The following is a 12,822-nucleotide window of genomic DNA, read 5'->3' on the forward strand; positions in this document are numbered from 1 at the left end:
GCTCAACTGGCCGGCGCGTCGATCAGGCCCGAAAAATCATGGACGCCGCCGGCGCCGCGCGGGATCCGCTTGACCGACGCCACCGAATCGAGCGGCAGCGGCGCATAAAGATGTGGAAACAAGGCGCCGCCGCGCGAGGCTTCAAAGCGCAGATCGGCGCCAAGCCTTGTGGCGTTGACCGCGATCAGCACGAGGTCGGAGAGACCGGCGAAATGCAGCCGCGCCGTCTCCTCTACCTGGGCGGCGGTGGAAAAATGGATGAATCCATCCTTGAGGTCGACGGCCGAGCCGTCGAAGCGGCCGCGGTCCTGCGCCTGCCGCCACAGAGCGGCCGGGGCGATCTTGTAGATCAGCTCCATTTTTGACTTTTCGCCTTGCCGCGTCGGCACCGGCTAGGTCCTCCGCTCGGTCAGAAATTCTTCGTGACCTTTGATGAGGTCGCCACTCAGCGCCGCAGCGATCAGCTTGCATGTCTCGTCAAGGCCGTAAAGCGCGGCGAAGGAGCCAAAACGCGGGCCGCGACTTTCGCCGAGCAGCACCGCATAGAGCATATTGAAGAAATCGGTGGAGACGCCGGGACGATCGGGCGTCGCGCCCTTGGCCTTCATGTCCTGATAGCGCGGGATCGTGCGGCCGATATCGTAAAGCGCCGCCTGGATCGCCTCGGCGCTGGCGTCCGCCGGCAGCGCCGCCAGCATTTCGGCGAGCCGCCCCAGCGCCTCGCGCTCAACCTCGTCCGGAGCGCGATAGGCTTTCACTGGCCGCACGAAATCGCGGAAATAACGCACGGCGTAGGCGATGAGGGCGCCGAGCCGCGGATGGTTTTCGGGCGAGACGTCCGGCGCATAGCGGCGCAGAAAGCCCCACAGCACCTGCGGGTCCTCGCTGTTTGCGACCGCCGCGAGATTAAGCAGCATGGCGAAAGTGACCGCGGTTTTATGCTCGCCGGAGCCGAGAATTTCAGGCTCGGGCGGCGCCCCCGAATGGATGTGCCAGACCGGATTGCCGAGCTGTTCCTTGATCGGCTGACGCTGATAGGCTTCGAGGAAGCTGAGATAATCGTCGACGGCGCGCGGGATGACGTCGAAATAAAGCCGCTTCGCCGCCGTCGGCTTCTGAAACATGAACAGCGACAGGCTTTCCGGGCTGGCATAGGCGAGCCATTCGTCGATGGTGAGGCCATTGCCTTTCGACTTCGAGATTTTCTGGCCCTTGTCGTCCAAAAAAAGCTCGTAGTTGAAGCCCTCGGGCGGCTGGCCGCCGAGCGCGCGGCAGATCCGGCTTGAGAGCTTGACCGATTCGATAAGATCCTTGCCGGCCATTTCATAGTCGACGCCAAGCGCGAACCAGCGCATCGCCCAATCAGCCTTCCATTGGCATTTGACGCGCCCGCCGGTGACAAGCGTTTCGATTTTTTCGCCGGTGTCGGGATCGACATAGACGATCGTCCCGCGCGCGGCGTCGCGCTCGACCATCGGAACCTGCAGCACTTTGCCCGAGCGCGGGCTGATCGGCAGGAAAGGCGAATAGGTCGCCCGCCGATCCGGGCCGAGCGTCGGCAGGATGATGTCCATCACCGCGTCATAGACGGCGAGCATGCGCAGCAGCGTCTCGTCGAACCGGCCCGAGGCGTAATAATCGGTCGAGCTGGCGAATTCATAATCGAAGCCGAAACGGTCGAGGAAGGCGCGCAGCCGCGCATTATTGGCGGCGCCGAAGGAGGGGTATTCGTTGGAGAACGGGTCGGGCACGCGGGTCAGCGGCTCGCCGAGATGCGACTCGAGCATCGCCTTGTTCGGTACATTGTCCGGCACCTTGCGCAGCGCGTCCATGTCGTCCGAGAAGGCAAGGAGGCGTGTCTTGACGCGGTCTTCTGTCATGACGCGAAACGCGTGGCGCACCATGGTGGTGCGGGCGACTTCGCCGAAGGTGCCGATATGGGGGAGGCCGGAGGGGCCGTAGCCGGTCTCGAAGATGATCTCGGTCTTGCCGGTCGCCTTGAGGCGGTCGATCAGCTTGCGCGCTTCCTCGAACGGCCAGGCGCTGGCTTTCAGCGCGGCCTCGATCGTTTCGGACGAGATCGGCTCCGCCAGATTGGCCGGCGAAGGGGCGGGGAAATCGGCGCCGGTCGGCATTTGGCGGTTCCTTGAGGCGGAGGAGGAGGTTTAACGCTGTGCTGACAGATTGACGGACGCACGGCAAGCATCCGCTTGGCGCGGGAAAGACGCCCCGCATCCCCGCCGCGACAGAGCCAAAAGAAAAGGCGCGACTGACAAAGCCAATCGCGCCCCGAGAGTGCAGCGTAGTCCGAACGGCTCAGTGCGGGACTTTCGCCCACAGGCGCTTCTTGATCGTGTAGAGCAAGCCGGCGAACACGGCCAGATAGATGATCACTGCAAAGCCGAGGCTCTTGCGCGCCTCGAGCTTCGGCTCGGCGGCCCACATCAGAAAGGCGGTGACGTCCTTGGCGTATTGCGGCGTCGTCTTCGGCGCGCCGTCCGTATAATCGACCAGCCCGTCGCTCAGCGGCGGCGGCATGGCGATATGCTGGCCCGGGAAGATGGCGTTGAAATTCGGATCGTCCGGCTTCGTATAGCCGTTGAGCAGGGCGTAGATATAGTCAGGGCCACCCTCCTGATATTGCGTGAAGGCGTCGATGACAAAGCCCGGGAAACCGCTGTGCAGGTCGCGCGCCTTGGCCAGCACCGACATATCGGGCGGAATGGCGCCGAGCGCGGCGCGCGCGGCTTGCGGGTTGGGGAACGGCGAGGGGAAAGCATCCGACGGGCGTCCGGGCCGCTCGAACATCTCGCCGGCCTCGTTCGGGCCGTCCTTGACCTTGAAGGTAGCCGCCAGCGCCTTGACCTGGGACTCGGAGAAGGCGGGCCCGCTGTTCTCTTCAAGGTCGCGGAAGGCGACGAGCCGCATGGAGTGGCAGGCCGAGCAGACTTCCTTATAGACCTGATAGCCGCGCTGAAGCTGGGCGCGATCGAATTTGCCGAACGGGCCGGCGAAGCTCCACGGCTGCCGGTGCGGGTGAGGATGCGCCTCGGCTGCGGCCTCGCCGGCTGCGGCGGGTTTGTCCTCGGCGCGAACTGAAGTCGCTGAAACCGCGAAGGTTAAGGCGAGGGCGCCGAAAAAGGCCGCCCCCGCGCCTGCGGCGAATTTGCTGGCAAGCGTCATGAATGAATTCCTTTTGGACACGGCCGTCTCTTTGGGCTCAGTGGCTCGCCAGCGCGGGCTCCGCCTTCGCGGAGTCGCCAAGCACCGCGTCGGAAATAGAGGCCGGCAGCGGCCGCGTCGGCTCAAATCGGCTGAGCAGCGGCAGGATCACCAGGAAGTGGATGAAATAATAGGCCGTCAGCAGGCGCCCGGCGATCACCGCGCCGCCTTCCGGCGGCTGCGAGCCGATATAGCCGAGCAGCACGGCGTCAACGACGAAGATCCAGAAGAAGATCCGAAACAGCGGACGGTAGACCGCCGATTTGACCTTCGAGCTGTCGAGCCAGGGCAAGACGGCGACGATCAGCACGGCGCCGAACATGGCGAGGAAGCCGCCCAATTTTGAAGGGACCGAGCGCAGGATCGCGTAGAAGGGCAGATAGTACCATTCCGGAACGATATGAGGCGGCGTCACCAGCGGATTGGCCTCGATGTAATTGTCGGCGTGGCCGAGATAGTTCGGAATGTAGAACACGAACCAGGCATAGAAGATCAGGAAGAGGGTGAGCGCGAACCCGTCCTTCACCGTGAAATAGGGGTGGAAGGGAAGGGTGTCTTTCGCGCTCTTCGGCTCGATGCCGATCGGATTGTTCGATCCCGGCACGTGCAGCGCCCAGATATGCAGGCCGACGACGCCGACGATCATGAAGGGCAGCAGATAATGCAGGGCGAAGAAGCGGTTGAGCGTCGCATTATCGACCGAATAGCCGCCCCACAGCCAGGTGGTGATGGCGTCGCCGACGACCGGGATCGCCGAGAACAGGCTGGTGATGACGGTGGCGCCCCAGAAACTCATCTGTCCCCAAGGCAGCACGTAGCCCATGAAGGCCGTCGCCATCGACAAGAGATAGATGATGAATCCGAGCAGCCACAAGACCTCGCGCGGCGCCTTGTAGGAGCCGTAATACATGCCGCGAAGAATGTGGACATAGAGGCCGATGAAGAACATCGACGCGCCGTTGGCGTGCCAGTAGCGCATCAGCCAGCCGAAGTTCACGTCGCGCATGATGCGCTCGACGGAATCAAAGGCGAGCGTGGATTCGGGAGTGTAATGCATCGCCAGCACGACGCCGGTGATGATCTGCGAGACGAGCAGAAAGGCGAGAATGCCGCCGAAGGTCCACCAGTAGTTCAGATTGCGCGGATTGGGGAACACCACGAAGGAGGAATGCGCCAGCCCCAGCACTGGCAAGCGGCTTTCAAACCATTTCGCGACTGCATTCTTCGGGACGTAAGTCGATTCTCCGCTCATGCGCTCGTCTCTGTCAGAATGCGCCGCCTCAGATGGCGCCGCGTTGAAAAATAGGGGAGCTTCAGGATTGCGGGAGGAGCCGATGCGCGGCGGCCCGCCACCGCTGAAGCTTAGCCGATGGAAATCTTGGCGTCGCTGACGAATTTATAGGGCGGAACCACAAGATTGGCCGGGGCCGGCCCCTGCCTGATGCGGCCCGAGGGATCATAGACCGAGCCGTGACAGGGGCAGAAGAAGCCGTGATAGGGGCCTTCATTGCCGAGCGGAACGCAGCCGAGATGGGTGCAGATGCCGATAACGACGAGCCATTCCGGCTTTTCCACGCGGGACTGATCGGTCGCGGGATCCTTCAGCTCGTTCATGGGCACCGCGCGGACGGCGGCAATTTCCTCGGGCGTGCGATGCGACACGAAGATCGGCTTGCCGCGCCATTTCACCGTGAGGATCTGACCTACGGCGATGCCGCTTATGTCAACTTCCACCGAGCCGGCCGCGAGCGTCGAGGCGTCGGGGCTCATCTGGCTGATCAGCGGCCAGACTGCGGCGCCGGCTCCGACTATTCCGACGGCGGCTGTCGCGATGTAAAGAAAATCTCGGCGGGTCGGCTCTTCCAGCGTGGTGGTGGCTGCCATAATGTCCTCAAACTGGCGCTGCGCCCCCGCAATTTGGAACGCCTCAAATTTCCCTACGCACTAATCAAGGGCGTGGAAAGAATCAACATCATAGGTCAAGGTGTGACGCTTCGCCGCCAAGTTTTTTTAAAAGTAATGAAAATCCCATGCCAAGCCTTTGCCGGTCTGCGCCCTTTGGCGGAGGTCGGCGAGGGATGAGCCCGTTCGAGCCGGTCGATCTGACTGTCGCGCTGTACCAGCCCGACATTCCGCAGAACGCCGGGACGATCCTGCGCATGTGCGCCTGTCTCGGACTGCGGGCGGCGCTCATCGAGCCCGCCGGCTTTCCGGTCAGCGATCGGCATTTTCGCCGCGCCGGCATGGATTATCTCGATCATGTTTCGATCGCGCGCCATGTCTCGTTCTCCGCCTTCGACGCAGCCCGTCGCGCGGAAGGCGCGCGGCTCGTGCTGCTCTCGACCAAGGCTGCGCTCCCTTATGCCGATTTTGCCTTTCGGGGCGGAGACATTCTGCTGCTCGGGCGCGAATCGGCCGGGGCGCCGGACGATGTGCATCGCAGCGCCGACGCGCGAATCATCATTCCGCTGGCGGATGGGATGCGCTCGCTCAATGTCGCGGTCGCGGCGGCGATCGTGGCGGGCGAGGCGATGCGGCAGATCCGACAGGTGCAAGAGCGCACGCGGGACGAGGTTAACAAAGCGTAACTTCAGCCTCGACGCCAAAGGGAGATGGCGACAGGAGGCGAAAATGGCTGAACCCGCTTTGAAGGACAGGCTAAATGACGCGCTTTCCGCCGCGCGGTCGGTCATCGGGGTTCTCGCGGGCTGCGCCGCGTTGGCTCTGTTCGTCTCCGAGTTCGGCGCGATCCAGACCGCCACGGAAAAATTTCTCTCCCATGCCGGCGCGATGACGAAGCTTTCGGTCGCCGGCTTCGAGGTCGAGCTCGATCAGAAAACAGTGTCGACGGCGCTCGCTTCAGTGATGGATCAGCTCGACTCGCAGCGTCTGTCGGGGCCCGCCACGGAGATGATCGCCGAACTCGGACCGGCGGAATTCGCAAGATTGATGGACATTGGCCGTTTGGGCCCCGTTTGCGAATATGACGGGGCCTCGGCGCAGATGCGCGCCGATGTCGCGATCGACTATCTGCTCAAGGAAAAGGAACTCGCCCGACTCGTCGCAAATCCGGATCGGCTTACCCGCGTCACGGCCGAATCCCGGCAAAAGGCGGAGGCCGGCGCAAGCGATCCGCACGGCGCCGCCACATTCTGCTATAGCCTCGAGCTGACCGGCCTTGGCCATGACGTCAGGACCGCGCTGGTGCAGACCTTCAAGTTCGCGTTCAAACCATCGGGTAACGCGCCGCGGCCAAAACCCGCCGCAAGACCCGATGCCGTCGCCGGGCTTTAGAAGGCGTCGCGGTCGGCTCGATCGATGGATTTTGGTCGAATTCCTTGCGTGCGGAGCGATTTTATCGACCGATGGACTTCCATTCGGTCGATAACCGCGTTCTAAAGCGCCGCCGCTGGAAACTGCGCGCGGATTGATCCGCCGCATTCTGGCCGGGCCGCAATCGTTTATTATGGCTGCTGTTGCGGTGGTCGTTCGCCCGACAGGGCCGGCAAGGGGCGGCCAAGGGATCGAATATCGCCGCAAGGAGACCGTGTAATGATTGAATCGACGATCAGCGAGCGGCGCGGGACCGAGGCGCGCGCTTGGTTCGAATCATTGCAGCAGCAAATCATAAAAGCTTTCGAAAGCCTCGAAGATGACGCCGCCGGGCCCTTTGCGCGGCCGGATATGGCGCCAGGTCGCTTCACGCAGACGCCGTGGCAAAAGGAAACGGGTGGCGGCGGTCTGATGGCCGTCCTCAAGGGCCGCGTCTTCGAGAAGATGGCCGTCCATACCTCGACGGTGTTCGGCGCTTTTGCGCCGGAATATGCCGCGCAGATCCCGGGCGCCGAGGTCGATTCGCGCTATTGGGCCTCGGGCGTGTCGCTCATCGCCCATCCGTGGAATCCCAACGTGCCCTGCGTTCACATGAACACGCGCTTCGTGGAGACGAGTAAGGCCTGGTTCGGCGGCGGCGCGGATCTGACCCCTGTGCTCGACCGCCGCCGCACGCAGACCGATCCGGATACGGTTGATTTTCACGCCGCCATGGCCGGCGCCTGCGCGGGCTTCGAGCCGGTCGCTGACTATCCGCGGTTCAAGGCCTGGTGCGACGAGTACTTCTTTTCGAAGCACAGGAATGAGCCGCGTGGAGTTGGCGGGATTTTTTACGATTATCTGGAATGTCCGCCGGACGATGCGGAGATCTTCAACAAGAACTTTGCCTTCACAAAGGCGGTCGGCCTCGCCTTTGCGGACATCTATCCGAAGCTGGCGCGGCGCAATTTCGATTTGTCTTTCACGGAGGCCGATCGTCACGAGCAGCTGGTCCGCCGCGGCCGCTACGTTGAATTCAACCTGCTTTATGATCGTGGCACCGTGTTCGGCCTCAAGACCGGCGGCAATGTCGAGGCGATTTTATCCTCGCTGCCGCCTATGGCCGAATGGCCATGAGAGCGCTCCGGCGTTGATCGCAAGCCGCCGCGCTTGACGCCGCAGGCTTTGACGAGTTTGGTCCGCGCGACCATCCGGGGCGACAGCCCCGCGCGAGGGCCGGCGGATGCGGTGGGTAGGCTCCGCCGCATCCGCCTCCTTCTTTGATGGCGGAACCCTCGCGCCGATGATGGCCGCGCATGGAGACTGAAGTGACTGACATTGAAAAAGACGACGCCGGCATCGCGCCAGGCGATATTGTTCAGCTGAAGTCTTACGGACCGCCGATGACGGTGGTCTCGCTCGACAACGACGGCGTCAACGCCATCTGGTACGATGAGGTCGACGGCGACGTGAAAACGCGTTTCCTGCCTCTGATCGCGCTGGAGAAGATCTTCATCGTCGATGAGGACGATGAAGACGACGAGGACGACGACGAACGGGACCGCAAGCCGCGCGGCAAGAAGAAGCATCGCTGATAAGAACTAGGCCAGCGCGACGGTCGCCACATAAGAATCCGGCGCCGCGACGGGCTCGATCTGCACATTGGCGAGCGCCGGCGAAAAACTCCCGGCGCGTGGCTGGATCGCCGCCGGGCCGGGCGAAAGCCTCACCTCGAAATCCTTGAGCGAGGCGGCGACGCCTATGCCGAGCGCTTTGAGGACGGCCTCCTTGGCCGTCCAGATCCGGTAGAAGGCCTCAAGCCGGGCCGCGCCCTCCTTCGAGGCAATGAGGCGATATTCGCTCTCGCAGAAAAATATTCGGGCCAGCTCGGCTTCGTCGAGATTGTCACGCATCAGCTCGATGTCGACGCCGATTATCCGCTCGGCTGAGAGGCCGATCAGCGCGAGCTCGCCCGAATGCGAGACGTTGAAATGAAGGTCTGGCCGCGCGGCGAGGAGCGGCTTGCCGAAGGGCCCAAGCGAGAACGCAAGTTTTTCCGGAGCGATTCCTGCGGCCTCGCCGACGATGAGACGCAGGGCCGCGCGTGAGAGCACGGCGCGGGCCCGGTCCTCCAGGCGATAGAACCTGTCAGCGCGCGCAATTTCGTCAAAACTCAGGAGCGATTCGGCCGTGGCGATGCGCTCCGGATCGGGCGCGGCCTCAACCAGCCAGAGTTTTGCGGCGGGATCTGAAATCGCCGCCCGTCGGGCGGCTCCGGATCGAATCCATTGCGCGATGGTCATAATCGGTCGGTCGCGAATCCTTTACGCTTTGGCAAGCTCCGAATAGAGCATGATGCCGAGAAGCGCTGCCGAAAAGCGCTTCCCCCCAGCAAGGAGTTTTGGCCATGGCGCCCGCGCTCAACCGGCTGATCGCCTGGATCGGCGCGGCGGCGACGCCGGTCCTGCGGCAATTGGATGCCGAGACCGCGCATCGGCTGACGATCAGGGCTTTGGCGCTGTATCCCGCGGGAGGCGCCGTGGCGCCCGATGATCCGCGTCTCGCCGTCAGGGCGTTCGGCCTCAACTTTCCAAATCCGATCGGTCTTGCCGCGGGTTTTGACAAAAACGCCGAGGCGGCCGACGCGATTCTGGCGCTTGGCTTTGGCTTTGCCGAAGTCGGCACGATCACCCCGCTGCCGCAGCCAGGAAACGCGCGGCCTCGCCTGTTCCGGCTGACGGCGGATGAAGCTGTCATCAACCGGTTCGGCTTCAACAGCGAAGGCGCCGCTGCCGTGCTGGCGCGCCTCGCCAGGCGCGGCGCTGGCCGGCCCGGCGTTCTTGGCGTCAACATCGGCGCCAACAAGGACTCGGCGGACCGGACGGCGGATTACGTACAGGCGATTGCGCAACTCGCGGCCTCCGCCGATTATCTCACCGTCAATATTTCGTCGCCGAACACGCCGGGCCTGCGCGATCTCCAGCGCTCCGCGGCGCTCGACGATCTGCTGGCGCGAATCCTCGCCGCGCGCGATGGCATGATCGAGGCCTGCGGCCGCAAGCCGGTGCTTTTGAAGATTGCGCCGGACCTTACGCTCGACGAACTCGACGCGATCGTCGCCTGCGGGAGGCGGCGCGCCATCGACGGGCTGATTGTGGCGAATACGACGTTGTCGCGGCCAGCTGGTCTGCGCGAGGCCGATCTGGCGAAGCAGCAGGGCGGCCTCTCGGGCCGTCCGCTGTTCGATCTGTCGACGCAGATGCTGGCGGCGGCCTTCCTGCGCGTTGAGGGCGCATTTCCGCTCATCGGCGCCGGCGGCGTCGACAGCGCCGAGCGCGCCTTCGCCAAGATCGAGGCGGGGGCGAGCCTCGTGCAGCTCTATTCGGCGCTCGTCTTCAAGGGGCCCGGCCTTCCAGCCGCGATCAAGCGCGGATTGATCGCGACGCTGGAACGTCGCGGTCTGCCCGCTCTTTCGGGCGCGATCGGATGCAGGGCCAAGGATTTCGCCGTGGGAACGGCGCCGCCAGTCTCCTAAGACGCAAACGCTCTTATTTACCGCGCATGTTGAGAAGGCGGAGCACGAGCCAGATCGGCACCACGACCGCCGCGCCGACCAGCACATAATTGATCACTTCGCGGATGGCGTCGAAGCCAAGCCGCGAAATCCGGTTGAAGAGGTCGGTCAGTCCCCGCAAAACGTCAGCCGGCCTGATGTCGAGCCACATGAACAGGGCGCCGACAATGAGCGACACGAAGAACAGCCGCATCGCGACATTCGCCGGCGAGCCGCCGAGGAATCGCGTCAGCGGCGTGTGCGCATCCGGCGCGAGGGGGCCGCGCGTATCAGTCCAGCCGGGCGGCGCCGGCGGCGGAGAGGGCGGAGATTCGCTGCTTCGGTCGGTCATCTTGATCCTGTCCTGAGGCCGGCGCGATTCTGCGCTTTTTTCGCCCATTCCGCAAAATTGGGCAGGGCGCGCGGCGCGGCTCCAATCGTCAATATATAGGCGCGAAAACTCTTTCGTTTTCCGAGGCGCCAAATTCGCTTAAAAAAATTTGGCGCAGACTAAGCTCAGCTTAGCTCAGCGCCGAAGCTGCGGCGGCTTCGACTAGCGCCCATTATTCAAGGAAGAGACATGGATCGCCTTCTCGTGCTCGTGCGTCATGGCCAAAGCGAATGGAATTTGCAGAATCTGTTCACCGGCTGGAAAGATCCCGATCTGACGGACCTCGGCGTCTCCGAGGCCAAAGCGGCCGGGCGCGCCCTGAAGACGGCCGGCGTCGGCTTCGATCTCGGCTTCACCTCGGATCTGTTGCGGGCGCAGCGCACGATGGGGCTGCTGCTCGGGGAATTCGGCCAGCCCGATCTGCCGATCACCAAAAACGTCTCGCTCAACGAGCGCGACTATGGCGATCTCTCCGGCCTGAACAAGGCCGAGGCAGCCAAGCAATGGGGCGACGAGCAGGTGCATATCTGGCGGCGGTCCTATGACGTGCCCCCGCCCGGCGGCGAAAGCCTCAAAGATACCGTCGCGCGCGTGCTGCCCTATTATTGTCAGGAGATCCTGCCGGCGGTGCTGAACGGCAAGCGGACCCTTGTGACGGCGCATGGCAATTCGCTGCGCGCCCTGATCATGGTGCTCGATAAATTGACGCCGAAAACGATTCCCGGGATGGAGCTCGCGACGGGCGTGCCCATCGTCTACCGGCTGAAGGCGGATTCGACCGTCGAGAGCAAGCAGGTGCTTGAGCCTTAAGCGGAGCGGATGACGGAACAACTTTTCGCAACGCTTGAGCCGTCCGTCGAACTGGCGCCCGGCCTCGTTCTGGCGCGCGGCTTTTTCGACGGGACAACGCAGCGGCTCCTCGCCGATGCGATCGCCGCGCTCGTGTCCGTCTCGCCCTGGTATCGGCCGCGCATGCCGCGTAGCGGAAAGCCGTTTTCGGTCGAGATGACCAATTGCGGGACGCTCGGATGGGTCTCGGACATTGGCGGCTATCGCTATCAGCCGCTCCATCCGGTGACAGGCGAGCCTTGGCGGCCGATCCCCGCGCTCGCTCTGCGCGCCTGGAGCGCGTTTTCCGCCTATCCGGCGCCGCCGCAGGCCTGCCTCGTCAATTATTATGGCGCGGAGGCGCGGATGGGGCTGCATCAGGACGCGGATGAAGGAGATTTTTCCGCGCCCGTCGTCTCGATCTCGCTCGGCGATGAGGCCCTGTTCCGTTACGGCGGGCAGAACCGCAGCGATCCGACCAAAAGCGTGCGGCTCTGCTCAGGCGACGTCATCGTGCTCGGCGGCCCGTCGCGGCGCGCCTTTCACGGCGTCGACCGGATTTTTCCGCGAACGTCGGCGTTGCTGCAGGGCGGCGGCCGGATCAATTTGACCTTGCGGCGCGTGACCGGACGGGGGCAGTAAGGGGGTGAAGTCCGGCGCTCAGCGCTCTCGCCCTGAAGGACCCGCGATGAAAGTCTCGCTTATCCAGATGAATTCGGTCGCCGACAAGGGCGCCAATATCGCCGAGGCCGAACGGCTGATTGAACGGGCGGTCGCCGAGGAACGTCCGGACTGGATCAGCCTGCCGGAATGTTTCGATTTTCTCGGCGGCTCCCGCGCGGAAAAATTCGCCGCCGCTGAGGCCTTGCCCGGCGGGCCGGCCTATAGCGCCATGCAGGCGCTGGCGCGCAAGCACGCGGTTTTCATCCACGCTGGCTCGATCCTCGAAAAGCCTGACGAAGGCGAACGCATCCACAACACGACGGTGGCCTTCGACCGTACGGGCGCCGAGATCGCGCGCTATCGCAAGATCCATATGTTCGACGTCACGACGCCGGACGGCGCGCGCTATCATGAAAGCAATTCCTTCGCGCCGGGCCGGGCCGTCGTGACCTATCCGTGCGAAGGCGTCATCGTCGGCTGCGCGATCTGTTACGATTTGCGCTTTCCGGCGCTGTTTCAGGAGCTTGCCGCACGCGGCGCGCAGTTGATCGCGCTGCCGGCAGCCTTTACGCAGCAGACTGGCAAGGATCATTGGGAGGTGCTCTGCCGCGCACGGGCGATCGAGACGCAGACCTTTTTCTGCGCCCCGGCGCAGACCGGCGTCCACATTGTAGGCAATGAAAAACGCCTGACCTACGGCCATTCGCTGGTCGTCGATCCCTGGGGCCATGTCATCGCCAAGGCGTCCGACGGGGTAGGGGTTGTCTCGACCCGCCTCGATCTCGCGCTGGTTGAAAAAGTGCGGGCGCAGATCCCGGTGGCGAGCCACAGGGTCGAATTCGCCGCGGCGTGA

Annotated in this window: 15 protein-coding genes; 8 read left to right on the forward strand and 7 right to left on the reverse strand. The window is 63.7% G+C overall.

What is annotated here, in order from left to right; genetic code table 11:
- Positions 1–2: 2 nt before the first annotated feature.
- The 5 genes from CR492_RS02685 to petA all read right to left on the reverse strand — a co-directional run bounded on the left by CR492_RS02685 (position 3) and on the right by petA (position 5,106).
- A complete protein-coding gene (locus tag CR492_RS02685) occupies positions 3–359 on the reverse strand; it encodes a DUF952 domain-containing protein (RefSeq protein ID WP_180982404.1) in 357 nt (118 codons plus the stop codon).
- A gap of 33 nt (positions 360–392) precedes the next feature.
- Positions 393–2,135 carry a lysine--tRNA ligase gene (locus CR492_RS02690; RefSeq protein WP_102842130.1) on the reverse strand — a complete coding sequence of 581 codons (1,743 nt, stop codon included), beginning with the start codon at positions 2,133–2,135 and terminating at the stop codon, positions 393–395.
- A 181-nt stretch (positions 2,136–2,316) separates the two neighbouring features.
- A complete protein-coding gene (locus tag CR492_RS02695; RefSeq protein ID WP_102842131.1) occupies positions 2,317–3,183 on the reverse strand; it encodes a cytochrome c1 in 867 nt (288 codons plus the stop codon).
- Positions 3,184–3,220: 37 nt separating this feature from the next.
- On the reverse strand, positions 3,221–4,474 hold the full coding sequence (locus tag CR492_RS02700; protein ID WP_102842132.1) for a cytochrome b: 1,254 nt from the start codon (positions 4,472–4,474) through the stop codon (positions 3,221–3,223).
- Positions 4,475–4,584: 110 nt separating this feature from the next.
- Positions 4,585–5,106, reverse strand: coding sequence for a ubiquinol-cytochrome c reductase iron-sulfur subunit (gene petA, locus CR492_RS02705; protein WP_102842133.1), 522 nt, complete (start codon positions 5,104–5,106; stop codon positions 4,585–4,587).
- A gap of 194 nt (positions 5,107–5,300) precedes the next feature.
- Between petA and CR492_RS02710 the strand changes: the two genes are divergently transcribed.
- From CR492_RS02710 to CR492_RS02725, 4 genes are all read left to right on the forward strand, one after another.
- On the forward strand, positions 5,301–5,810 hold the full coding sequence (locus CR492_RS02710) for a tRNA (cytidine(34)-2'-O)-methyltransferase (protein ID WP_102842134.1): 510 nt from the start codon (positions 5,301–5,303) through the stop codon (positions 5,808–5,810).
- A 43-nt stretch (positions 5,811–5,853) separates the two neighbouring features.
- Positions 5,854–6,516: a hypothetical protein gene (locus CR492_RS02715; protein ID WP_102842135.1), complete on the forward strand. Its 663-nt coding sequence runs from the start codon at positions 5,854–5,856 to the stop codon at positions 6,514–6,516.
- A gap of 258 nt (positions 6,517–6,774) precedes the next feature.
- Complete coding sequence (gene hemF, locus CR492_RS02720; RefSeq protein WP_102842136.1) at positions 6,775–7,671, forward strand: oxygen-dependent coproporphyrinogen oxidase; 897 nt, start codon at positions 6,775–6,777, stop codon at positions 7,669–7,671.
- A gap of 191 nt (positions 7,672–7,862) precedes the next feature.
- Positions 7,863–8,129: a DUF2158 domain-containing protein gene (locus CR492_RS02725; protein WP_245411930.1), complete on the forward strand. Its 267-nt coding sequence runs from the start codon at positions 7,863–7,865 to the stop codon at positions 8,127–8,129.
- A 6-nt stretch (positions 8,130–8,135) separates the two neighbouring features.
- Here the strand turns inward: CR492_RS02725 and CR492_RS02730 are convergent, their stop codons facing one another.
- A complete protein-coding gene (locus CR492_RS02730; protein ID WP_102842138.1) occupies positions 8,136–8,837 on the reverse strand; it encodes a 4'-phosphopantetheinyl transferase family protein in 702 nt (233 codons plus the stop codon).
- 125 nt (positions 8,838–8,962) lie between these two features.
- On the opposite strand from CR492_RS02730, the gene CR492_RS02735 reads away from it, so the two are divergent.
- A complete protein-coding gene (locus CR492_RS02735; protein WP_432431192.1) occupies positions 8,963–10,069 on the forward strand; it encodes a quinone-dependent dihydroorotate dehydrogenase in 1,107 nt (368 codons plus the stop codon).
- 13 nt (positions 10,070–10,082) lie between these two features.
- On the opposite strand, the gene CR492_RS02740 is transcribed toward CR492_RS02735, so the two are convergent.
- On the reverse strand, positions 10,083–10,439 hold the full coding sequence (locus CR492_RS02740; RefSeq protein WP_102842357.1) for a DUF6460 domain-containing protein: 357 nt from the start codon (positions 10,437–10,439) through the stop codon (positions 10,083–10,085).
- 228 nt (positions 10,440–10,667) lie between these two features.
- Here CR492_RS02740 and CR492_RS02745 point away from each other — a divergent pair, with 228 nt between their 5' ends.
- The 3 genes from CR492_RS02745 to CR492_RS02755 are packed head-to-tail and all read left to right on the forward strand — an operon-like array spanning position 10,668 to position 12,822.
- Positions 10,668–11,288 carry a 2,3-bisphosphoglycerate-dependent phosphoglycerate mutase gene (locus CR492_RS02745; protein WP_102842140.1) on the forward strand — a complete coding sequence of 207 codons (621 nt, stop codon included), beginning with the start codon at positions 10,668–10,670 and terminating at the stop codon, positions 11,286–11,288.
- Positions 11,289–11,297: 9 nt separating this feature from the next.
- Positions 11,298–11,948, forward strand: coding sequence for an alpha-ketoglutarate-dependent dioxygenase AlkB (locus CR492_RS02750; protein ID WP_102842141.1), 651 nt, complete (start codon positions 11,298–11,300; stop codon positions 11,946–11,948).
- A gap of 46 nt (positions 11,949–11,994) precedes the next feature.
- On the forward strand, positions 11,995–12,822 hold the full coding sequence (locus CR492_RS02755; protein WP_102842142.1) for a carbon-nitrogen hydrolase family protein: 828 nt from the start codon (positions 11,995–11,997) through the stop codon (positions 12,820–12,822).

Origin of the sequence: Methylocella silvestris (genome assembly GCF_002891535.1) — a bacterium.
GTDB lineage: Bacteria > Pseudomonadota > Alphaproteobacteria > Rhizobiales > Beijerinckiaceae > Methylocapsa > Methylocapsa silvestris_A.